Genomic DNA, 21,261 nt, shown 5'->3' with positions numbered 1-21,261 from the left:
CGGCTTGCGGCGGGGCGTCCTCCCGGGTGACCGGTGCTCAGAAGAGGGACAGTTGCCCGGGGAAGTCCGGGACCGTGTAGCCGTCCAGTGCGGGCTGGGCCGCGCCGAGTTGGGCGGTGCGGCGGGAGCCGGGGCAGGAGGTCAGGTCGCCGTGCCCGCGGGCGCCAGGCGGGTCGTGCCGGGCGAACCGTCCGGCGACGACGGCGATCTCTCGACGGCACTCGGGGCAGACTCTGCGGCGGCTCGACATGCGGCCAGTGTGCCTCAGTGGGCCACGCGGGTACCTGCGGGCGGCGCGCTGGGCAACCGTCACCGGAAAGTGGGATCAGCTCTTTAGCATCCGGTCCCGTGGCACACACCTTCGAGGAGCTGACGCAGCGCCAGCGCGCGGCCGACGAGGCGCACGCGCGCGTCCTGGCCCTGCGCGACACCTACGGCGCCCCCACCGCGGCCCCCTGGTCCGAGACCCAGTCCGACACCTACGAGACCGCCTGGCGGGCCTGGCGCGACCTCGCCCGCGACGCCCAGGCCGCGGTCACGGAACACGCCAAGGCGGAGGGGCGCTCCCGGCAGGAGGTCGAGGAGGAGGTGAGACAGGCCGCGCGGGAGTCGGCCGGAGGCGCGGGCGACGGCACCGGCCTTGCGGAGGGCGGGAGTTGAGGCCGGGGCGGGGTGTGAGCTTCCTCATGGGCGCGGCCGTCGGGAGCGCGTACGACGAAGGGCCCGTGGTCCACTGTCTCCAGTGGACCACGGGCCCTTCGTTCCCGTGTGGCGGCGCCAGGATTCGAACCTGGGAAGGCTGAGCCGGCAGATTTACAGTCTGCTCCCTTTGGCCGCTCGGGCACACCGCCGGGGGTTTGTCGCCGATTCGAACCGCTTTGCGGCGGTGTTCCCTGGCAACGACGTAAACAATACCCGATGCCATGGGGTGCTTCGCCACCCGATTGAACTGCGCCCGGCGGTGATCAGGTGGCTAGGCTTGCACGCACTTGACCCGCCCCCGATACAAGGAGCCACAGGACATGGCCGACTCCAGTTTCGACATCGTCTCGAAGGTCGAGCGGCAGGAGGTCGACAACGCCCTCAACCAGGCCGCCAAGGAGATCTCGCAGCGCTACGACTTCAAGGGCGTCGGCGCCTCGATCTCGTGGTCCGGGGAGAAGATCCTGCTGGAGGCGAACTCCGAGGACCGGGTGACCGCCGTCCTCGACGTCTTCCAGTCGAAGCTGATCAAGCGCGGGATCTCGCTGAAGGCCCTGGAGGCGGGTGAGCCGCAGCTCTCCGGCAAGGAGTACAAGCTCTTCGCGGAGATCAAGGAGGGCATCTCCCAGGAGAACGCGAAGAAGGTCGCCAAGATCATCCGGGACGAGGGCCCCAAGGGTGTGAAGGCCCAGGTCCAGGGCGAGGAACTGCGCGTCAGCTCCAAGAGCCGCGACGACCTCCAGGAAGTCATCGCCCTCCTGAAGGGCCAGGACTTCGACTTCGCGCTCCAGTTCGTGAACTACCGGTAGGCGCCCGTCCGGGTTCGTCTCCGAACGTTCCCGATCGCGCTACAAAGCCCGCTTCCGTTCTCCCTCGCCGTGCTGACCGGCCGATACTGCTGGTAGCGGCCAGTGCCGCGACACGGCGACGGGAGAGGTACCGATCATGAAGCCGCTCAACCTTCTGCTGAACATCCTGTGGCTGGTCCTCTGCGGCTTCTGGATGGCGCTCGGCTATCTGGTGGCCGCGCTGGTCTGCTTCATCCTGATCGTCACGATCCCGTTCGGCGTCGCGTCGCTGCGGATCGCCGGGTTCGTGCTGTGGCCGTTCGGGCGGACGACCGTGGAGCGGCCGGACGCGGGGGCGCCGTCGTGCGTCGGGAACGTGATCTGGCTGGTCCTCGCGGGCTGGTGGCTGGCGCTCGGGCATCTGCTGACGAGCATCCCGCTGTTCCTGTCGATCATCGGGATCCCGTTCGGGTGGGCCAACCTGAAGCTGATCCCGGTCTCGCTGATGCCGCTGGGGCGTGAGGTCGTCCCGACGGACCAGGCGTTCGGCGGGCGCTGAGCCGGCCCCCCTGACCCGGGGAAAATCCTTACTGCGAGCGGCCGGCCATCTTCTCCAGGCGGGCGATGCGGTCCGCCATGGGCGGGTGGGTGGAGAACAGCCTGGAGAGGCCCTGGCCGGGCCGGAACGGGTTGGCGATCATCATGTGGCTCGCCGTCTCGATACGCGGCTCAGGGGGCAGCGGGAGCTGCTGGGTGCCCGTCTCCAGCTTGCGCAGGGCGCTCGCCAGGGCGAGGGGGTCGCCGGTCAGCTGCGCGCCGGAGGCGTCCGCCTCGTACTCGCGGGAGCGGCTGATGGCGAGCTGGATGACGCTGGCGGCGAGCGGGCCGAGCAGGGACAGCAGCAGGACGCCGATGATGCCGGGGCCCTCGTCGTCGTCCGAGCGGCCGATGGGGATCAGCCAGGCGAAGTTGGCCAGGAAGACGATCACCGAGGCGAGGGCGCCGGCGACGGACGAGATGAGGATGTCGCGGTTGTAGACGTGGCTCAGCTCATGGCCGATGACGCCGCGCAGCTCGCGTTCGTCGAGCAGGCGCAGGATGCCGTCCGTGCAGCACACGGCCGCGTTGCGCGGGTTGCGGCCGGTCGCGAAGGCGTTGGGGGCCTCGGTCGGGGAGATGTACAGGCGGGGCATGGGCTGGCGGGCCTGGGTGGAGAGCTCGCGGACCATGCGGTACAGGGCGGGTGCCTCGAACTCGCTGACGGGGCGGGCGCGCATCGCGCGTAGAGCGAGCTTGTCGCTGTTCCAGTACGCGTAGGCGTTGGTGCCCAGGGCGATGAGGACGGCGATGACCAGGCCGGTGCGGCCGAAGAAGCCGCCGATGACGACGATGAGTGCGGACAGTCCCCCGAGGAGTACTGCGGTCCTGAGCCCGTTGTGCCGGCGGTGCACGGTACGCCCTCCAAGTCGTGCGGCAGGGGAACCCTTTGCTTGCTGATCTGCGGTCCCGCTGGGTCACCTCCCAGTGGACCCTCCTGATCCCGTCAACGCCAGGCGAGGCCCGTGAGTTCCCTGGCCGGGGTGTCGGCCGTCCGGGGGAGGGCTCAGAACAGGGCGGTGCCGGCGAAGCGGAGGATCAGCTGGGGGGCCGCGGAGAGGGCGACGGCGAGGACGGCGGTGAGGGCGAGCGCGGCCGTCAGGGGGGCCGGGAGGGGCTGCCGCGCGGATGCGTCGTCGGGGGTCTGGAACAGCAGGGCCGTCCACCTCAGGTAGTAGAAGAGGGCGATCACCACGTTGACGGCCATGACGACGGCCAGCCAGCCCAGGCCCGCGTCGACGGCGGCGGAGAAGACGGTGACCTTCGCGAACAGGCCGATGACGCCCGGCGGCAGCCCGGCGAGGCAGAGCAGGAAGAACGCCAGGAGGAGCGCCGCCAGGGGGCTGCGGGCGTACAGGCCGCGGTAGTCGGTGAGCCGGTTGTGCGCGCTGTCCCGGCCCACCAGGGCGGCCACGGCGAACGCCCCCAGGTTCACGGCGGCGTACATGAGGGCGTACGCGAGGGTGGAGCCGACGGTGTGCTGGGCGTCGTCGGAGTAGGCCGCCGCGGCGATCGGCACGAGGAGGTAGCCGGCCTGGCCGACGGAGGACCAGGCGAGCAGGCGGACGGCGCTGTACGCGCGCGTGGCGCTCTGGCGCAGGGCGCCCGCGTTGCCGGCGGTCATGGTGAGCGCGGCCAGCGCGGCGAGCGCGGGGCCCCAGACGTCGGCGTACGACGGGAAGGCGACGACCGTGACGAGGATGAGGCCGGAGAAGCCGACGGCCTTGCCGACGACCGACAGGTAGGCGGCGACGGGCAGGGGGGCGCCGGTGTAGGTGTCGGGGACCCAGAAGTGGAAGGGGACGGCGGCGGTCTTGAAGGCGAAGCCGACGAGGGTGAGGACGACGCCGGCCTGCGCGAGGGTGTGGAACTGGCCGTCGACGTGCTGGATGCGGTCGGCCACCTGGGTGAGGTGGAGGGTGCCTGTGGTGGCGTACACGAAGCTGACGCCCAGGAGGGTGACGGCGGTGGCCGTGACGGACGACAGGAAGAACTTCAGGGCCGCTTCGGAGGACCTGCGGTCGCCGTGGCGCAGGCCGACGAGGGCGAACGCGGGCAGGGAGGCGACCTCCAGGGCGACGACCAGGGTGGCGAGGTCCCGGGCGGCGGGCAGCAGGGCGGCGCCTGCGGCGGAGGACAGCAGGAGGAACCAGTACTCCCCCTCGGGGAGGACCTTGCGCGCGTCCTTGAGGGCGGTCACGGACAGCAGGGCCACCAGGAGGGCGCCGCCGAACACCAGCAGCTGGACGACCAGGGTGAACCGGTCGGCCGTGTAGCTGCACGCGCGCGGGGCGTCGGTCAGGCAGAACGTGGCCCGGTCGGCGCCCTTGAGGGGCAGCAGCAGGGCCGTGGAGGCGGCGAGCCCGGCGGCGGACAGCCATCCCAGGAGGGGCTTCCTGGCGTCCGGGAGGAACAGGTCGGCGACCAGGACGGCGAGGCCGACGACGGCCGTGACGGTGGGCGGGGCGATCGTCAGCCAGTCGACGGACTGGACGACGGACGGGGCGCTCATCGGTGGCCTCCTGCGAGGAACTGCTGCACGGCCGGGTCGGTGAGGCCGAGGAGGGCCTTGGGCCACAGGCCGAGGACGACGGTGAGGACGACGAGCGGGGTGAAGGCGGCGAACTCGTACGCGCGCACGTCGGTGAGGCGCGGGGTGTCGTCGTCCAGGGGGCCCATGCAGACCCTGCGGACGACGGTGAGCAGGTAGGCGGCCGTCAGGAGGGTGCCGAAGGCGCCGATCGCGGTGAACGTCAGGTAGGCGGGGCGGCTGAGGCCCGCGGCGGGGTCGAACGCGCCGAACAGGGCGAGGAGTTCGCCCCAGAACCCGGCGAGTCCGGGCAGCCCCAGGGAGGCGACGGCGGCGAACGCCAGGAGGCCGCCCAGGCGGGGCGCCCTGCCGTAGAGGGCGGCGCCTCCCGCGCGCGCGAGGGTGTCGAGACCGGTGCTGCCGGTGCGGTCCTTGAGGGCGCCGATGAGGAAGAACAGCAGTCCGGTGACGAGGCCGTGGGCGATGTTGGCGAACAGGGCGCCGTTGACGCCGGTCGGGGTCATGGAGGCGATGCCGAGCAGGACGAAGCCCATGTGGCCGACGGAGGAGTAGGCGATCAGGCGTTTGAGGTCGCCGTTCGCGCCGGGGCGGGCGAGGGCGAGGCAGGCGAGGGAGCCGTAGACGATGCCGACGACGGCGAAGGCGGCCAGGTAGGGCGCGAAGGTGCGCAGGCCGTCGGGGGCGGCCGGGAGCAGGATGCGGACGAAGCCGTACGTGCCCATCTTCAGCAGGACGCCGGCGAGGAGGACCGAGCCGGTGGTCGGGGCGGCGGTGTGGGCATCGGGCAGCCAGCTGTGCAGCGGCCACATCGGCGTCTTCACCGCGAGCCCGAGACCGATCGCCAAAACGGCGGTGACCTGCACGGATGTGGTGAGCGGCCGGCCGTTGTCAGTGGCGAGTGCCACCATGTCGAACGTGCCCGCTCTGACGCCGATCAGGAGCAGGCCCAGCAGCATGACGACCGAGCCGAGGAGGGTGTACAGGATGAACTTCCAGGCCGCCCGCGTCCGCCCGGCGCCGCCCCAGCGGGCGATGAGGAAGTACATCGGGATCAGGACGGTCTCGAAGGCGAGGAAGAACAGGATCAGGTCGAGGACGGCGAAGGTGGCGAGGGTGCCGCCTTCGAGGAGGAGCAGGAGGGCGACGTAGGCCTTGGGGGAGCCGCCGGCGGGGGGCTTGAAGTAGGAGTACAGCGCGCACAGGAAGGTCAGCAGCGCGGTCAGGACCAGCAGGGGGAGGGAGATGCCGTCGATGCCGAGGTGGACGCGTACGTCGAGCGCGGGGATCCAGCTGATGTCCGTACTGGCCTGCATCTTCGACGGGTGGCCGTGGTCGAAGCCCAGCGCGAGGGCGATCGCCGCGGCGAGGACGGCGGCGGTGACGGTCACGCCGTGGCGCAGGACGGCCTGCTGCGGCGAGGTGCCCTTCAGTCCGGGCGGGGCGGGCAGCAGGGCGGCGACGGCGCCGAGGAAGGGGGCGGCGACGGTGAACGCCAGGAGGAGCCGCATGACGGACTCGCTGATATCGATCACGGCTGCTCACGCTCCCGAGGCGAGGAGAAGGGCGGCCACCGCGAGGACGACGGTGCCGGCGAGCAGCGCGCTCACATAGGTCTGGACGTTGCCGGTCTGGGCCCGGCGCACGGCGGCCCCGAGCAGCCGGGGGACGGCGGCGGCGCCCCGGACGTAGGTGTCGACGACCTCGCGGTCGAGGAACCGTACGAGGCTCGCGGCGGCCTGGACCGGGCGGACGAACAGGGTGTCGTACGCGGTGTCCAGGTGGAAGCCGGCGGCGGCGTGGCGGTGCAGGGGGCCGAGCAGGAGGCGGCCGGGGTCGGTGGCGGGGCGGGCGCGCCGGGCGGCGTACGTGATGAGGCCGCCGGCCAGGGCGGCGGCGGTGCCGAGGACGGAGGTGGTGAGGGTCGGGGCGAGGGGGGTGCCGTCGAACCAGTGCGGGAGGGGGCGGTAGGCGAGGGCGCCCAGGGCGAGGGAGGGGACGGCGAGGACCCAGAGGACGGCATTCATCACAACGGGTGACTTTCCGTGACTTTCAGTGAGGCTATCGCCTACGGTTGAGGCAGCGGCTTCGTCGGCGGTCCGCGCTTTCCGTACCGGCGGGGGCGCCCAGGCGAGCAGCCAGAGACGGGTCGCGTAGGCGGCGGTGAGGAGGGCGGTGGTGAGGCCGGCGACGAGGATGAGCCAGCCCGCGGCGGCGGGGGCGTGGGTGGTGTGGCCGGCGGTGACGTGTTCGGCGGCGCCCAGGACGGACTCTTTGGAGAAGAAGCCGCTGAACGGGGGGATCGCGGCGAGGGCGAGGAGGGCGACGGTCATCGTCCAGAACGCGTCGGGAACGCGGGCGCGCAGACCGCCCGTGCGGGACAGGGCGGTGAGGGAGTTGGTGCCGGCGGTGTGGATGAGCGCGCCGGCCGCGAGGAACAGCAGGGCCTTGAAGGCGCCGTGCGTGAGGAGGTGGAAGACGGCGGCGGAGCGGTCGCCGACGGCGAGGGCGCCGGTCATGTAGCCGAGCTGGCCGATCGTCGAGTAGGCGAGGACGCGTTTGAGGTCGTCCTGGGCGAGGGCGGCGAGCGCGGAGCCGAGCATCGTCACGGCGGCCATGACGGCGAGGACCACCATCGCGGCGCGCGAGGACTCGAAGACGGGCAGGAGGCGGGCGGTGAAGTAGACGCCGGCGGCGACCATCGTGGCCGCGTGGATCAGCGCGGAGACGGGGGTGGGGCCGGCCATCGCGTCGGGGAGCCAGGTGTGCAGCGGGAACTGCGCGGACTTGCCGGCGACGCCCGCGAGGAGGAGCAGCGCGATCAGGGTCGGGTGGCCGAGACCGCCGTGCGCGACGGCGTCGAGGACCTTCGTGATCCGGAAGGAGCCGGTGTCGGCGGCGAGCGCGAACAGGCCGATGAGGAAGGGGACGTCGCCGAGTTTGGTGACGAGGAACGCCTTGATGGAGGCGGCGCGGGCCGCCGGGGTCTCCCAGTGGTGGCCGACCAGGAAGTACGAGCAGATGCCCATGACCTCCCAGCCGACGAGCAGCACGATCAGGTCGCCGGAGTAGACGACCAGGAGCATCGCGGCGGTGAAGAGGGAGACGAGGGCCGCGTACGAGGGGTAGCGGGGGTCGTCGCGGAGGTAGCCGGTGGAGTAGATCTGCACGCAGGCCGCGACCAGGGTGACCAGGACGGCGACGAGGGCGGCGAACCCGTCGATGTGCAGGGCGAGTTCGATCGGGACCGAGCCGGTGGGGGTGAGTTCGGCCGCCGCGTCGACGGGCGTGCCGCCGCCCTGGCGTACGGCGACGGTGACGGCCAGGGCGAGGGCGGCGAGGGCCGGCAGGACCGCGAGGGGGCGGGTGAAGCCGGGGGCGGTGCGGCCCAGGAGGAGGCCGGCGGCGGCGCCGAGGAACGGCAGGAGGGGGACGAGGACGGCGAGGGTGGTCGTGGTCACGCGCCGGCCTCGGCCTTCTCGTCCGCGTCGGCGGCCGTCTCGTCGGCGCCGCTGCCGGGAGCCTCGGCGGTGTCGCGGAGTTTGTCGATGTCGGAGGTGCCGCGGTTCCTGTGCACGGCGAGGACGATCGCGAGGCCGATGCCGATCTCGGCGGCGGCGACGGCGATCGTGAAGAGGGTGAGGGCCTGGCCGGAGTGGAGGGTGTCGTGCGCGGCCCTGCTGAGCCAGACGTCGAAGGCGACGAGGTTGAGGTTGACGGCGTTGAGCATCAGCTCGACCGACATCAGGACCAGGATCGCGTTGCGGCGGGCGAGGACGCCGTAGAGGCCGGTGCAGAAGAGGAGGGCCGAGAGGAGGGCGGGGTAGGCGAGGTGCATCAGGTGCCTTCCTGCTCGGTGGGGGTGGGTGGGGTGTTGGGGGGTTCCGGAGTTTTTTGGGGGCCCGGAGTTTTGGTGGTTTCCGGGGCCGGAGAAGTTTTTCGGGAATCTGTGACGGGGTGGGAACTCTGTGTGACGGTCCGGGCGTTCACGAGGGGAGAGCTTGATTCGGAGTTCGCTTTGCGGGACAGGACGATCGCGCCGACCAGTGCCGCGAGGAGGAGGACGGAGAGGGCCTCGAAGGGCAGGACCCAGTTCTGGAACAGGCTCTCGCCGGTGACCTCGGTGGAGCCGGCGGCCGGTCCGTCGAGGTCGACCCAGGTGGTGCGGAAGGCGTCGGCGACCACCCAGACCAGGGCGGCAGCGGCGGCGGTCGCGACGGCCAGGGCGGGCCATCGGTTGCCGGAGTCGGCGTCCGGGGAGCGGCCGATGGGGGCGCGGGTGAGCATCAGACCGAAGAGGAGGAGGACGACGACGGAACCGACGTAGATGAGGACCTGCACCCAGGCGATGAACTCCGCCGTCAGCAGGAGGTACTCGACGGCGAGCCCGCCGAGCGCCACCACCAGCCAGAGGGCGGCGTGCACCAGCTGCTTGGTGGTGACGGTGACGAGGGCCGCGCCGAGGGTGACCAGGCCGACGAGGAGGAACGCGATCTCGACGCCGGTCGGGGAGAGGAAGCCGTGCGGCGCTTGGGCGAGGGTCACGGCCGGTCTCCCTGGGGGGTGTCGGGCCCGGGGGTGCTTCGGCCGGGCCGGTCGGTCGAGGGGGCCGGGGGCTGCTGGGCGGGTGGCCGCTGGGTGGAGGGCTGTTGTTGGGCGGGGGTCGGTTTTTCTGCCGTCTTGCGGGCCGCGGTGAGTTCCTTCGGGGGTTCGGCGGCGGGGTCCGCGGGGGGCGGCGGGGGGACCGTCCACATCCACTCGCGGAGTCTGTCCCGCTCGTGGGTGAGTTCGTGGATGTCGGTCTCGGCGTACTCGAACTCCGGGGACCAGAAGAGGGCGTCGAAGGGACAGACCTCGATGCAGATACCGCAGTACATACAGAGGGAGAAGTCGATGGCGAAACGGTCGAGGACGTTGCGGCTGCGCTCGCGTCCGCCGGGGGCGGCGGCGGGGATCGTCTCCTTGTGGGAGTCGATGTAGATGCACCAGTCGGGGCACTCGCGGGCGCAGAGCATGCAGACCGTGCAGTTCTCCTCGAACAGGCCGATGACGCCGCGGGTGCGGGGCGGGAGTTCGGGCTGGGCGTCGGGGTACTGCTCGGTGACGGACCTGCGGGTCATCGTGCGCAGGGTCACGGCCAGGCCCTTGGCCAGCCCGGAGCCGGGGATCGGGGCCATGGCTAGGAGGTCACCACCTTGACGACGCCGGTGAGGGCGATCTGGGCGAGGGAGAGGGGGACGAGGAGGGTCCAGGAGAGTTTCTGCAACTGGTCCTCGCGCAGCCGGGGGTAGGTGACGCGGAGCCAGATGACGACGAAGGCGAGGAGGGCCGTCTTCAGCAGGGTCCAGAGCCAGCCGAGGCCGTCGGCGCCCCAGGGGCCGTGCCAGCCGCCCAGGAAGAGGACGGTGGTGAGGCCGCACAGGACGACGATCCCGGCGTACTCGGCGAGGAGGAAGAGGGCGAAGCGCAGGCCGGTGTACTCGGTGTAGGCGCCGAAGATGATCTCCGAGTCGGCGACGGGCATGTCGAAGGGGGGCCGCTGGAGTTCGGCGAGGCCGGCGACGAAGAAGACGACGGCACCGACGAGTTGCCAGGGCAGCCACCACCACTCGAAGGCGTCGAGGATGCCGGGCAGGGAGACCGTGCCGGCCGCCATGGCGACGGAGGCGGCGGTCAGGAGCATCGGGAGTTCGTAGGCCAGCAGTTGCGCGGCGGTGCGCAGGCCGCCGAGGAGGGAGAACTTGTTGGCGCTGGCCCAGCCGGCCATGAGGGAGCCGAGGACGCCGACGCCCATCACGGCGAGGACGAAGAAGACGCCCGCGTCGAGGGCCTGGCCGACGGCGCCTTCTCCGGGGCCGATCGGGATCGCGAGCAGGACCAGGAGATAGGGGAGGAGGGCCACGGCCGGGGCGAGCTGGAAGATGCGGCGGTCCGCGCCGGTGGGGACGATGTCCTCTTTCTGCGCGAACTTCACGCCGTCGGCGATCAGTTGGGCCCAGCCGTGGAAGCCGCCGGCGTACATCGGGCCCAGGCGGCCCTGCATGTGGGCCATGACCTTGTGTTCTGTCTGGCCGACGATCAGGGGGAAGGTGAGGAAGACGACAAACACGATCAGGAGCCGCAGGGCGACGTCCAGGGCGTCGTTCACTGCCGGCCTCCTGTGGGGGTGTCGGGGGTGGTGTCGTCGGGGGTGGTGCTGGGGGTGGCTTCGGGGGCTTGGTCCGCTGGGGGCTGCTTGGCGGGGGGTTGCTTCGTCGGGGGCTGTTCCGCGGAGGGGTGCCTGGCGGGGGCTTGCTTCGCTGGGGGCTGCTCCGGGGGCTGTTCCGTGGGGGTGGCCTGCTGGTCGTCGAAGGCTGGGCGGGCGTGGTGCCAGGGGGCGTCGGAGCTGCGGGGGGTCCGGGGGGTGGGAGGGGGCTGCTGGTCTGTGGGGGGTTGGGGGTGTTGGGAGGCTGAGCCTTGGGAGACGCTGCGGGAGCGGCGGGGAGGTTGGCTTGCAGAGCCCTGAGATGTGCTGCGGTTGCGGCGGGGGGACGGCGTGCCGGGGGTGGGGGACGGCGGCTCCTCGGCCGGGGCCGATCCGGCGGGCGGGGCCGGGGTCTCGGGCTGGGTTTGGCTTGCGGAGCCTTGGGAGGCGCTGCGGTTGCGGCGGGGCGTTGAGGTGCCGGGGGTGGGCGGGGGCGTTGCTTCAACCGGGGTCGCTCCCCCGGGCTGGGGCTGGCTTGCGGAGCCCTGAGATGCGCTGCGGTTACGGCGGGGTGTTGAGGGGCCGGGGGCGGCGGGCGGGGGCGTTGCCTCGGCGAGAGTTGGTCCGCCGGTGCGGGGCGTTGCCTCGGTTGGTGTTGTTTCCTTCGGCTGGGTCTGGCTGGCCGAGCCTTGGGAGGCTGAGCGGTTGCGGCGGGGGGGTGGGGTGGGTGCCGGTGGTGTTGCTTCGGGGTGGGCCGGTGTTCTTTCTTCGGCTGGGTGTGCCGAGGTGGCCCGTCGTCCTTCCGTGGGTGGAGTTGCCGTGCGGGTGCGGCGAGTTGGGGGGAGGGTGGGGAGTTGGCCTTTTTGGGGGCCCCAGTCGTTGGGGTCGGGGACGCCCGGGGGGAGCATCTGGCGGCGTTTGGGGGTGCCGTCCGACTCGCCGGGGTCCTTCGCGCCGGGCCAGGGTTTCGCCACGCGGGCGGCCAGGACGAAGTCCTTGCGCAGGGGGTGGCCTTCGAAGGTCTCCGGGAGGAGGAGGTGGGTCAGGGCGGGGTGGCCCTCGAAGGTGATGCCGAACATTTCGTGGGTCTCGCGCTCGTGCCAGGCGGCGCCCGCGTATACGTCCACCGCCGTGGGGAGGGAGGGGTGCGTGTGCGGGACCGTCGTGCGCAGCAGGAGGCGGCGGACGGGGTGCAGCGCCACGACGTGCGCCGACACCCGGAAGCCCACCGACGGTTCGTCCACCGCGCTCAGCCAGTCGAAGTACGTGCAGGACAGTGTCGTGCGGGCCGTTTGCAGGGCGGTGATCCAGGAGGTGGGGGGGACGTCGACGGTCAGGACCTCGTACGACTCCTCCGCGGTCGCACCTTCGCCGAACAGTTCCGTCGTCGGGGAGGGCAGCCAGCCGGTCGGGGGGGCGGGCGGGGGCGCCGACGAGGTCGTGGGCACGGCCGCCGGTCCCATCGGCTCCGCCGGGTCCGGAAAGTTCGGAAGGTTTGGAGGACTCGGTGAACTCAGAGGGGTCAGCGGCTCTGTCTGCTTCGGGGGCTGGGGATCTGCGGGCTTCGAGGCTGCCTCAGCTTCCGCCCGCTCCGACGTCTGAGGGGTTGCGGGCTTCGAGACCGCCCTCGCTTCCGTAGCCTCCGTCAGCTCTGCCGGCCCCGGTGTCCCTGCCGGCTTCGCAGCCTCCGTCGGCTCCGGCGTTCCTACCGGCTCCGTGCGCCCCGCCCCCTCAGGCTCCCTCCCGTCCAACTCCCCAGACCCTTCCTCCCTCTCCCCCGTCATCGTCCCGTCCCCTTCCCCTGGTCCAGAGTCGGTCGCAGGGTCAAGTCGCTCTGGAGAGCTGTGGTCGGGAGAGGGGGGCTCTGTCCCAGCCTCTGCCCCTGGCCCTGCCCCTCGCCCTCGCCCTCGCCCTCGCCCTCGCCCCCAGCGGAGTATCTGCTCGCCAACGACTCCCCGGCGATCTTTTCCTGGAGTTTCAGGATTCCCTGGAGGAGGGCTTCGGGGCGGGGTGGGCAGCCGGGGACGTAGACGTCTACCGGGATGATCTGGTCCACGCCCTTCGTCACCGAGTACGAATCCCAGTACGGGCCGCCGCAGTTGGAGCAGGCGCCGAAGGAGATGACGTATTTCGGTTCCGGCATCTGCTCGTACAGCCGTTTCACTGCGGGGGCCATCTTGTCGGTGACCGTTCCGGAGACCACCATCAGGTCGGCCTGGCGGGGGCCCGGGGCGAAGGGGATCACGCCTAGGCGGATGAAGTCATGGCGGGCCATCGACGCGGCAATGAACTCGATCGCGCAGCAGGCCAGGCCGAAGTTGAAGACCCAGAGGGAGTAGCGGCGGCCCCAGTTGAGGATCACCTTCATCGGCTCGGGAGCGAGTCGGGCGAGCGCCCCCAGCCGGCCGGCCCCCGCCGACGGCTCCGGCAGCAGCTTCGGCTGAAGAACCGGGTCCGGCAACGGCACCGGCCCCGATCCGGCCCCCGGCAACGCCGAAGCCGACGCCACCGCCTCAGCTCCGACCCGCTCACCGGCCGACGGCACCTTCTCGCCCCCGACTCCGGCCCGCCCATCCACCGACGCCCCGATGCCGACCGGCCCATCCGCCGACGGCGACACCTCCGCTCCGGCCCCTTCACCGGCCGACGGCACCCTCTCACCTCCGGACCGCCCGCCAACCGACGGCACCCTCTCGCCCCCGACTCCGGCCCGCCCATCCACCGACGGCGACACCTCCGCTCCGGCCCCCTCAGCAGCCCCCTCCCCCGGCATCACGCCCATTCCAAAACCCCCTTCTTGTAGGCATACAGCAGGCCCACAGCAAGGAAGCCCAGGAAGATGAACATCTCGATCAAGGTGGTCGCGCCATAACCGGGGGCCGCGAAGACCGTCGCCCAGGGGAACAGGAAGACCGAGTCGACGGCGAAGACGACGTACAGGAACGCGTAGACGTAATAGCGGACTTGGGTGTGTGCCCAGCCCTCCCCGACGGGGTCGACCCCGCACTCGTACGTCATCAGTTTCTCCGGCGTCGGCACCACCGGGCGCAGCAGGCGGCCCGCGGTGAACGCCACGGCCACGAACAGCACGCCTACGACGGCGAGCAGCCCCACGACCGAGTACGACTGGAAGTAGTCCGCCGCGACCGCGGTCGGATCGGCGCCGGTCGGTTCCCGCACGTCCGTCCCTTCACTGCTGTCCTGTACGACCATTCGTTCCGCACGGGAGTCTAGGGCCTGCTAAAGGGACGGTAAGTAGGCCGTCACGCGTCCGGCGCCCGAAAACGCCCCGCCCCGAGGTGGGGTTTCCCCCCGCTCCCCCCGGCGGGCAACTTCATGGCGTCTCCACCCCCCGGCACGGCAGGCTGGCCCCATGACCGCAGTTCCTTCGATGTCCCCCGGGTCCGACGAGCCGCTCCCCTCGCCACGGTTCGCCTTCGACGGCGTCACCTGGAAGGAGATCGCGCATCTTCTGTCGAACTTCCCTGTCGCGCTGGCCGGGTTCTGTTACACCGTGCCGATGCTGGCGACCGGCGTCGGGCTGACCGCTACCGTCGTCGGGCTGCCGTTGCTCGCGATGGGGCTGATGGGGGTGCGGCTGCTCGGGCGGTTCGAGCGGATGCGGGCGCGGGTGCTGCTCGGGGTGCGGGTGGAGGAGCCCAGCCGGTTGTCCTGGCGGCACGGCAAATACCGGAACGGCCAGCGGCGGTACGGCACACACCGGAACGACACCCACCGGAACGACCAGCACCGGAACGACCGGCGCCCGCATGACAAACGCCAACGCAGCGGCCCCGGCCAAGGGTTCCTCCCCTCCCTCTGGCTCGCCCTCAAAGACCCCGTCGCCTGGCGGACGGTGCTCTACAACGTCGTACGGCTGCCCTGGGGCATCCTCACCTTCGCCGTCACGCTGGTCTCCCTCTTCGTGGCCTGGCCCGTGCTGCCGTTTCTCGCGCGGGGGCTGACGAATGTGGACCGGGTGATGGTGCGGGCGCTGTTGTCGCCGTCCGATGATCTGGAGCGGCGGATCGCGGAGCTGGAGTCGGACCGGGGGGTGGTCGTCGATACGGCCGCGGCGGATCTGCGGCGGATCGAGCGGGATCTGCATGACGGGGCGCAGGCGCGGCTGGTCAATCTCGCGATGGGGCTCGGGCTGGCGAAGGAGAAGTTGCTGGAGGATCCGGACGCGGCGGCGGAGATGGTCGCGGAGGCGCACGGGGAGGTGAAACTGGCGCTTCAGGAACTGCGGGATCTCGCACGTGGGATCCATCCCGCCGTCCTCACCGACCGTGGGCTCGACGCCGCCCTCTCCTCCGTCGCCTCCCGCTGCACGGTCCCGGTGCGGGTCGACGTGGACCTCCTGGGGCGGCCCGCCGCCGCCATCGAGGGCATCGCCTACTTCACCGTCTCCGAGCTGCTCCAGAACGTCAGCAAGCACAGCGGTGCCCGTTCGGCCGCCGTCGACGTCTGGCGGGCCAAGGAGCGCCTGCTCATCCAGGTCACCGACGACGGCCGCGGCGGCGCCTCCCTCTCCGCCGGCACCGGCATGAAGGGCCTCGCCGACCGCCTCGGCGCCGTCGACGGCCTGTTCGTCGTCGACTCCCCACCGGGCGGCCCGACGACAGTGACAGCCGAACTCCCTTGGCGGGACCGGGAACAGGGGTAGGCGCGAGCGAGGGGCAGCCCCCCTAAGACGGTCCCCTTAAGGGCAGCTCCCCTACGGGCCGTCCCTTACGGGCGCGGCTCCCCTACGGCCCCGTCCCTTAAGGGCAGCGTCCCTTACGGGCCATCTCTAAGGGCCACCCCTTCAAGAACCGCCCCCTAAGGGCAGCCCCCTTACGGACCGTCCCTAAGGGCCGCCCCTTCAAGAGTCGCCACCGCCACCGCCACCGCCACCGCCACCGCCGCCACCACCACCACCACCAAGGTAGGGATAACCCCCCACCCCACACGCCGACCCACCACATGGCCCCCCACCCTCACCCCCCGCCAGGCTTGACCCCATGGCTGAGACGGGATTGCGAAGCGGGCGGCGGCGGGGGCCGGCGCCGTTTGACGGGCGGAGTTGGGGAGAGCTGGCCTATGCGGTGACCGGGCTGCCGGTGGCCGTGCTGTTCTTCTCCTTCGCCGTGCCGATGATGTCCGCCGGCGCCGGACTGCTGGTCACCTTCCTCGGGGTACCGGTGATGGCCGCCGGGCTCATCGGGTGCCGGGGGTTCGGGCAGCTGGAGCGGGCGCGGGCGCGGGGGCTGCTCGGGATGCGGGTGGCGGAGCCGGCGCCGGTGCGGGCCCGTAAACGGGGCGCGCTGTCGTGGATGGGGGCCGTGCTGAAGGACGGGGTCGCCTGGCGGCATCTGCTGTACGGGCTGCTGCACCTGCCGTGGGCGGTGTTCACGTTCGTGGTCGCCGTGGTGCTGTGGACGACCGGGTGGGCGCTGTTCACGTACCCGCTGTGGTTCTGGGTGTTCCCGGTGTACGCCGGGCAGGACGGGATCCAGCTGTACGGCGACGGGACGCGCGACGTCTATCTGGACAACCCCTTCGAGATCGGCGTGACCGCGCTGGTCGGGCTGCTGGTGGTGCTGGCGGCGCCGTGGATCGTGCGGGCGCTGCTCACCGTCGACCGAGGGCTGGTGCACGGGCTGCTGAGCCCTTCGCGGCTGGCGTCGCGGGTGGTGGAGCTGGAGTCGGACCGGGGGGTGGTCGTCGACACGGCCGCCGCCGATCTGCGGCGCATCGAGCGGGATCTGCACGACGGGGCGCAGGCGCGGCTGGTCAGTCTCGCGATGGATCTCGGGCTCGCCAAGGAGAAGCTGCGCGAGGATCCGAAGGCGGCGGCGCGGATGGTCGACGAGGCGCACGGCGAGGTGAAGACGGCACTCCAGGAGCTGCGGGATCTCGCCCGCGGCATCCATCCGGCGGTCCTCACCGACCGGGGGCTCGACGCCGCCCTCTCCTCCGTCGCCTCCCGCTGCACGGTCCCGGTGCGCGTCGACGTGGACCTCCCGGGACGGCCCGCCGCCGCCATCGAGGGCATCGCCTACTTCACCGTCTCCGAGCTGCTCCAGAACATCAGCAAGCACGCGCGGGCCCGGTCCGCCTCGGTGGACGTGTGGCGGGTGGAGGAGCGGCTGATGCTCCAGGTCTGCGACGACGGGGCGGGCGGCGCGGACGTCTCCGCCGGCTCGGGGCTCGCGGGGCTCGCCGGGCGGCTGGACGCCGTCGACGGGATCCTGGTGGTGGACTCGCCGGCCGGGGGGCCCACCCGGGTGACGGCCGAGCTGCCGTGGCGGGACCGGTGAACGCGGCCTGGCGGGACCGGTGAGCGCAGCTGGCCGGGCCGGTGAATCCCAGCCTGGCGGGATCGGTGCATCCCAGCGGACCGGTGAATCCCGACCCCACAGCGCGGTGAATCCCAGCCCCGAGGCGCGGTGAATCCCAGCGGGCCGGTGGATCCGAACCCCACAGCCCGGTGAATCCCAGCCCGCCAGCGCCCGGAACTCCGCCGACCCCGTCCCCCCTGCGATGCTGTGTGCACAACAGCCGTACACAGCAACCGGGGGGCCGGACATCGTGGAGGACAAGGTGCGAGTCGTCATCGCTGAGGACTCGGTACTGCTGCGGGAGGGCCTGACCAGGCTGCTCACCGACCGGGGGCACGAGGTCGTCGCCGGGGTCGGGGACGGGGACGCGCTCGTCAAGACGATCACCGAGCTGGCCGAGGGGGGCGCGCTGCCGGACGTCGTCGTGGCCGACGTCCGGATGCCCCCGACCCACACGGACGAGGGCGTCCGGGCGGCCGTGCGGCTGCGGCGGGCGTATCCGGGACTCGGGGTGCTGGTGCTGTCACAGTACGTGGAGGAGCGGTACGCCACCGAACTGTTGGCCGGTTCCAGCCGGGGGGTGGGGTATCTGCTGAAGGACCGGGTCGCGGAGGTGCGGGAGTTCGTCGACGCGGTGGTGCGGGTCGCGCGCGGGGGGACGGCGCTGGATCCGGAGGTCGTCGCGCAGCTGCTGGGGCGCAGCCGCAAGCAGGACGTGCTGGCGGGGCTCACGCCGCGTGAGCGGGAGGTGCTGGGGCTGATGGCGGAGGGGCGGACGAACTCGGCGGTCGCCCGGCAGCTGGTGGTGAGCGACGGGGCGGTGGAGAAGCACGTCAGCAACATCTTCCTGAAGCTGGGGCTCGCGCCGAGCGACGGGGACCACCGGCGGGTGCTGGCCGTGCTGACCTATCTGAACTCCTGAGCGGGCCGGAATTTAGGGGCGGTCCGCGTCAGGTTAGGGGCCTGTCCGGCAAGTCGCGGGCAAGGCCGGCGTGCCACAGTACCGACGTACGCTTGATCTGGGAGGGCCTGCGGGAAGGCTGCTCCCAGGGCAGCCGCCTCGAAGGAGGTCCAGTTCAGTGACCAGTCAGGTCAGCGCAACGGAGCAGGCCGACGAAGCCGTCGTGGGAGAGCAGCGCAAACCGGCCGGTGCGGCGAAGGACGTACGCCGTGTCGACCGGGTGATCATCAGGTTCGCGGGTGACTCGGGCGACGGGATGCAGCTCACCGGGGACCGTTTCACCTCGGAGACCGCGTCTTTCGGCAACGACCTCTCCACCCTTCCCAACTTCCCCGCCGAGATCCGCGCCCCCGCGGGCACGCTGCCCGGGGTGTCGTCCTTCCAGCTGCACTTCGCCGATCACGACATCCTGACCCCGGGCGACGCCCCGGACGTCCTGGTGGCGATGAACCCGGCGGCGCTGAAGGCGAACATCGCGGACGTGCCGCGCGGCGCGGAGATCATCGTCAACACGGACGAGTTCACGAAACGCGCGATGCAGAAGGTGGGGTACGACACCTCGCCGCTGGACGACGGTTCGCTGGACGGGTACCGGCTGCATCCGGTGCCGCTGACCACCTTGACCGTCGAGGCCCTGAAGGATTTCGACCTCACCCGCAAAGAGGCCGAGCGCAGCAAGAACATGTTCGCGCTCGGCCTCTTGTCATGGATGTACCACCGGCCCACGGAGGGCACGGAGAAGTTCCTGCGGGCGAAGTTCGCGAAGAAGCCGCAGATCGCCGAGGCGAACCTGACGGCGTTCACCGCGGGCTGGAACTTCGGCGAGACGACGGAGGACTTCGCCGTCTCCTACGAGGTGGCCCCCGCCGCCCAGGCGTTCCCGCTGGGCACCTACCGCAACATCTCCGGCAACCTCGCCCTCGCGTACGGCCTCATCGCCGCCTCCCGCCAGGCCGACCTGCCGCTCTACCTCGGCTCCTACCCCATCACCCCCGCCTCGGACATCCTCCACGAGCTGTCGCGGCACAAGAACTTCGGCGTGCGCACCTTCCAGGCGGAGGACGAGATCGCCGGTATCGGGGCGGCGCTGGGGGCGGCTTTCGGGGGTTCGCTCGCGGTGACGACGACGTCGGGGCCCGGCGTCGCCCTGAAGTCGGAGACCATCGGCCTCGCCGTCTCCATGGAACTGCCGCTCCTGGTGGTCGACATCCAGCGCGGCGGCCCCTCGACGGGCCTGCCGACCAAGACCGAGCAGGCGGATCTCCTCCAGGCGATGTACGGCCGCAACGGCGAGGCGCCGGTGCCGATCGTCGCCCCGCGCACCCCGGCCGACTGCTTCGACGCGGCCCTGGAGGCGGCGCGCATCGCGCTGGCCTACCGCACCCCGGTGATGCTCCTGTCGGACGGCTACCTGGCCAACGGCAGCGAGCCGTGGCGCATCCCCGAGATCGACGAACTCCCGGACCTGGCCGTGCGGTTCGCGCAGGCGCCGAACCGCCCCGACGGCTCTTTCTGGCCGTATCTGCGCGACCCCGAGACCCTGGCCCGCCCCTGGGCGGTCCCCGGCACCCCGGGTCTGGAACACCGCATCGGCGGCATCGAGAAGCAGGACGGCACGGGCAACATCTCCTACGACCCGGCCAACCACGACTTCATGGTCCGCACCCGCCAGGCGAAGATCGACGGCATCACCGTCCCCGACCTGGAGGTCGACGACCCCTCCGGCGCGCGCACGCTGGTGCTGGGCTGGGGCTCGACGTACGGCCCGATCACGGCGGCGGTACGGCGGCTGCGGGCGGCCGGTGACGCGATCGCGCAGGCCCATCTGCGCCACCTCAACCCCTTCCCCAAGAACCTCGGGACGGTCCTGAAGAGCTACGACCGGGTGGTGATCCCCGAGATGAACCTCGGCCAGCTCGCCACCCTCGTCCGGGCGAAGTACCTCGTCGACGCCCACTCCTACAACCAGGTCAACGGCATGCCGTACAAGGCGCAGCAGCTCGCCACGGCGCTGAAGGAGGCCATCGATGGCTGAGGTGTCCGACGCCAACCCGCTCCTCCAGCTGGTGCCGCGGGCCGAGGCGAAACAGTCCATGAAGGACTTCAAGTCCGACCAGGAGGTGCGCTGGTGCCCGGGCTGCGGGGACTACGCGATCCTCGCCGCCGTCCAGGGCTTCATGCCGGAGCTCGGTCTCGCGAAGGAGAACATCGTCTTCGTCTCCGGCATCGGCTGCTCCTCCCGCTTCCCGTACTACATGAACACCTACGGGATGCACTCGATCCACGGCCGCGCGCCCGCGATCGCGACGGGGCTCGCCTCCAGCCGCCGGGACCTGTCGGTGTGGGTGGTGACGGGCGACGGCGACGCCTTGTCGATCGGCGGCAACCACCTGATCCACGCCCTGCGCCGCAACGTCAACCTGAAGATCCTGCTGTTCAACAACCGGATCTACGGGCTGACGAAGGGCCAGTACTCACCGACGTCCGAGGTCGGCAAGATCACGAAGTCGACGCCGATGGGCTCGCTGGACGCCCCCTTCAACCCGGTGTCCCTGGCGATCGGCGCGGAGGCGTCCTTCGTGGCCCGCACCATCGACTCCGACCGCAAGCACCTCACGTCGGTCCTGCGCCAGGCGGCGGCCCACCCCGGCACGGCCCTGGTGGAGATCTACCAGAACTGCAACATCTTCAACGACGGCGCCTTCGACGCCCTCAAGGACCGCGACTCCGCCCAGGAGGCCCTGATCCCGCTGGAGCACGGGCAGCCGGTCAGGTTCGGCGCGGACGGGGCGCGGGGGGTCGTACGCGACCGGCTGACGGGCGACCTGAAGGTCGTCGACGTCACGCCCGGGAACGAGGCGGACATCCTGGTCCACGACGCGCACGCGGCCTCCCCCACGACCGCCTTCGCCCTCTCCCGCCTGGCCGACCCGGACACCCTCCACCACACCCCGATCGGGGTCCTGCGCTCGGTGGAACGCCCTGTGTACGACGCCCAGATGGCCGAGCAGCTCGACACGGCGGTGGAGCGGCAGGGCAAGGGGGACCTGGCTGCGCTGCTTGCCGGGGGGGACACCTGGACCGTGGTGGGCTGAGGCGGCTGCTTTTGGTACGGCTGTTTTGTACGGCTGGGGCCCGGTGGTGTCGTACCGGGCCCT

The 21,261-nt window shown here is 71.4% G+C and carries 20 protein-coding genes and 1 tRNA gene; 8 read left to right on the top strand and 13 right to left on the bottom strand.

What is annotated here, in order from left to right; all coding sequences use genetic code 11:
* Positions 1 to 37: 37 nt before the first annotated feature.
* Positions 38 to 250, bottom strand: coding sequence for a hypothetical protein (locus tag ACYUD3_RS31325; protein ID WP_470977251.1), 213 nt, complete (start codon positions 248 to 250; stop codon positions 38 to 40).
* A gap of 98 nt (positions 251 to 348) precedes the next feature.
* Between ACYUD3_RS31325 and ACYUD3_RS31320 the strand changes: the two genes are divergently transcribed.
* On the top strand, positions 349 to 660 hold the full coding sequence (locus ACYUD3_RS31320; RefSeq protein WP_470977248.1) for a hypothetical protein: 312 nt from the start codon (positions 349 to 351) through the stop codon (positions 658 to 660).
* Positions 661 to 769: 109 nt separating this feature from the next.
* Here ACYUD3_RS31320 and ACYUD3_RS31315 read toward each other — a convergent pair.
* Positions 770 to 851, bottom strand: a tRNA-Tyr gene (locus ACYUD3_RS31315).
* Positions 852 to 1,022: 171 nt separating this feature from the next.
* Here ACYUD3_RS31315 and ACYUD3_RS31310 point away from each other — a divergent pair.
* Both ACYUD3_RS31310 and ACYUD3_RS31305 read left to right on the top strand, forming a co-directional pair.
* A complete protein-coding gene (locus tag ACYUD3_RS31310) occupies positions 1,023 to 1,511 on the top strand; it encodes a YajQ family cyclic di-GMP-binding protein (protein WP_470977245.1) in 489 nt (162 codons plus the stop codon).
* A gap of 136 nt (positions 1,512 to 1,647) precedes the next feature.
* Positions 1,648 to 2,049 carry a YccF domain-containing protein gene (locus ACYUD3_RS31305; protein ID WP_470977242.1) on the top strand — a complete coding sequence of 134 codons (402 nt, stop codon included), beginning with the start codon at positions 1,648 to 1,650 and terminating at the stop codon, positions 2,047 to 2,049.
* A 28-nt stretch (positions 2,050 to 2,077) separates the two neighbouring features.
* On the opposite strand, the gene htpX is transcribed toward ACYUD3_RS31305, so the two are convergent.
* From htpX to ACYUD3_RS31250, 11 genes are all read right to left on the bottom strand, one after another.
* Positions 2,078 to 2,941 (bottom strand): zinc metalloprotease HtpX, encoded by an 864-nt coding sequence (gene htpX, locus ACYUD3_RS31300; protein WP_470977239.1) that lies wholly within the window; start codon positions 2,939 to 2,941, stop codon positions 2,078 to 2,080.
* Between the two features lie 152 nt (positions 2,942 to 3,093).
* Positions 3,094 to 4,599 (bottom strand): NADH-quinone oxidoreductase subunit N, encoded by a 1,506-nt coding sequence (locus ACYUD3_RS31295; protein ID WP_470977236.1) that lies wholly within the window; start codon positions 4,597 to 4,599, stop codon positions 3,094 to 3,096.
* Positions 4,596 to 6,170, bottom strand: a complete 1,575-nt coding sequence (locus tag ACYUD3_RS31290) for a complex I subunit 4 family protein (protein WP_470977233.1) — start codon at positions 6,168 to 6,170, stop codon at positions 4,596 to 4,598. Before ACYUD3_RS31290 ends, ACYUD3_RS31295 begins: the two co-directional genes overlap by 4 nt.
* Before the next feature lie 6 nt (positions 6,171 to 6,176).
* Positions 6,177 to 8,096, bottom strand: coding sequence for an NADH-quinone oxidoreductase subunit 5 family protein (locus ACYUD3_RS31285; RefSeq protein WP_470977230.1), 1,920 nt, complete (start codon positions 8,094 to 8,096; stop codon positions 6,177 to 6,179).
* Positions 8,093 to 8,473 carry an NADH-quinone oxidoreductase subunit NuoK gene (nuoK, locus tag ACYUD3_RS31280; protein WP_470977227.1) on the bottom strand — a complete coding sequence of 127 codons (381 nt, stop codon included), beginning with the start codon at positions 8,471 to 8,473 and terminating at the stop codon, positions 8,093 to 8,095. The genes ACYUD3_RS31285 and nuoK overlap by 4 nt, the downstream gene beginning before the upstream one ends.
* Positions 8,473 to 9,180 carry an NADH-quinone oxidoreductase subunit J family protein gene (locus tag ACYUD3_RS31275; protein WP_470977224.1) on the bottom strand — a complete coding sequence of 236 codons (708 nt, stop codon included), beginning with the start codon at positions 9,178 to 9,180 and terminating at the stop codon, positions 8,473 to 8,475. The genes nuoK and ACYUD3_RS31275 overlap by 1 nt, the downstream gene beginning before the upstream one ends.
* A complete protein-coding gene (locus ACYUD3_RS31270) occupies positions 9,177 to 9,812 on the bottom strand; it encodes a NuoI/complex I 23 kDa subunit family protein (RefSeq protein WP_470977221.1) in 636 nt (211 codons plus the stop codon). The genes ACYUD3_RS31275 and ACYUD3_RS31270 overlap by 4 nt, the downstream gene beginning before the upstream one ends.
* A gap of 2 nt (positions 9,813 to 9,814) precedes the next feature.
* Positions 9,815 to 10,783, bottom strand: coding sequence for a complex I subunit 1/NuoH family protein (locus ACYUD3_RS31265; protein ID WP_470977218.1), 969 nt, complete (start codon positions 10,781 to 10,783; stop codon positions 9,815 to 9,817).
* Positions 10,780 to 12,267 (bottom strand): NADH-quinone oxidoreductase subunit C, encoded by a 1,488-nt coding sequence (locus ACYUD3_RS31260; protein ID WP_470977215.1) that lies wholly within the window; start codon positions 12,265 to 12,267, stop codon positions 10,780 to 10,782. Before ACYUD3_RS31260 ends, ACYUD3_RS31265 begins: the two co-directional genes overlap by 4 nt.
* Before the next feature lie 332 nt (positions 12,268 to 12,599).
* Positions 12,600 to 13,310 (bottom strand): NADH-quinone oxidoreductase subunit B, encoded by a 711-nt coding sequence (locus ACYUD3_RS31255; RefSeq protein WP_470977392.1) that lies wholly within the window; start codon positions 13,308 to 13,310, stop codon positions 12,600 to 12,602.
* A gap of 281 nt (positions 13,311 to 13,591) precedes the next feature.
* Positions 13,592 to 14,032 carry an NADH-quinone oxidoreductase subunit A gene (locus tag ACYUD3_RS31250; protein WP_470977212.1) on the bottom strand — a complete coding sequence of 147 codons (441 nt, stop codon included), beginning with the start codon at positions 14,030 to 14,032 and terminating at the stop codon, positions 13,592 to 13,594.
* A gap of 160 nt (positions 14,033 to 14,192) precedes the next feature.
* Between ACYUD3_RS31250 and ACYUD3_RS31245 the strand changes: the two genes are divergently transcribed.
* From ACYUD3_RS31245 to ACYUD3_RS31225, 5 genes are all read left to right on the top strand, one after another.
* Entirely contained in the window at positions 14,193 to 15,485 is a 1,293-nt protein-coding gene (locus ACYUD3_RS31245) for a sensor histidine kinase (RefSeq protein WP_470977209.1), read from the top strand.
* Between the two features lie 337 nt (positions 15,486 to 15,822).
* On the top strand, positions 15,823 to 17,121 hold the full coding sequence (locus ACYUD3_RS31240; RefSeq protein ID WP_470977206.1) for a sensor histidine kinase: 1,299 nt from the start codon (positions 15,823 to 15,825) through the stop codon (positions 17,119 to 17,121).
* Between the two features lie 283 nt (positions 17,122 to 17,404).
* The gene (locus ACYUD3_RS31235; RefSeq protein WP_470977203.1) at positions 17,405 to 18,064 is read left to right on the top strand and encodes a LuxR C-terminal-related transcriptional regulator; all 660 of its coding nucleotides are present in this window, start codon (positions 17,405 to 17,407) and stop codon (positions 18,062 to 18,064) included.
* A 157-nt stretch (positions 18,065 to 18,221) separates the two neighbouring features.
* The gene (locus ACYUD3_RS31230) at positions 18,222 to 20,138 is read left to right on the top strand and encodes a 2-oxoacid:acceptor oxidoreductase subunit alpha (protein WP_470977200.1); all 1,917 of its coding nucleotides are present in this window, start codon (positions 18,222 to 18,224) and stop codon (positions 20,136 to 20,138) included.
* Complete coding sequence (locus tag ACYUD3_RS31225; RefSeq protein ID WP_470977197.1) at positions 20,131 to 21,198, top strand: 2-oxoacid:ferredoxin oxidoreductase subunit beta; 1,068 nt, start codon at positions 20,131 to 20,133, stop codon at positions 21,196 to 21,198. Before ACYUD3_RS31230 ends, ACYUD3_RS31225 begins: the two co-directional genes overlap by 8 nt.
* Positions 21,199 to 21,261 lie beyond the last annotated feature (63 nt).

This window comes from Streptomyces sp. AMJ-169, from assembly GCF_055597585.1.
Note: the sequence above shows the minus strand (reverse complement) of the source record. Positions and strands in the feature narration are given on the sequence as shown.

Coding starts and splice junctions, on each gene's coding strand:
- ACYUD3_RS31270 (WP_470977221.1), bottom strand. CDS start 9,812: ATGGCCCCGATCCCCGGCTCCGGGCTGGCCAAGGGCCTGGCCGTGACC.
- ACYUD3_RS31225 (WP_470977197.1), top strand. CDS start 20,131: ATGGCTGAGGTGTCCGACGCCAACCCGCTCCTCCAGCTGGTGCCGCGG.
- ACYUD3_RS31240 (WP_470977206.1), top strand. CDS start 15,823: ATGGCTGAGACGGGATTGCGAAGCGGGCGGCGGCGGGGGCCGGCGCCG.
- ACYUD3_RS31310 (WP_470977245.1), top strand. CDS start 1,023: ATGGCCGACTCCAGTTTCGACATCGTCTCGAAGGTCGAGCGGCAGGAG.
- ACYUD3_RS31295 (WP_470977236.1), bottom strand. CDS start 4,599: ATGAGCGCCCCGTCCGTCGTCCAGTCCGTCGACTGGCTGACGATCGCC.
- ACYUD3_RS31245 (WP_470977209.1), top strand. CDS start 14,193: ATGACCGCAGTTCCTTCGATGTCCCCCGGGTCCGACGAGCCGCTCCCC.
- nuoK (WP_470977227.1), bottom strand. CDS start 8,473: ATGCACCTCGCCTACCCCGCCCTCCTCTCGGCCCTCCTCTTCTGCACC.
- ACYUD3_RS31325 (WP_470977251.1), bottom strand. CDS start 250: ATGTCGAGCCGCCGCAGAGTCTGCCCCGAGTGCCGTCGAGAGATCGCC.
- ACYUD3_RS31250 (WP_470977212.1), bottom strand. CDS start 14,032: ATGGTCGTACAGGACAGCAGTGAAGGGACGGACGTGCGGGAACCGACC.
- ACYUD3_RS31305 (WP_470977242.1), top strand. CDS start 1,648: ATGAAGCCGCTCAACCTTCTGCTGAACATCCTGTGGCTGGTCCTCTGC.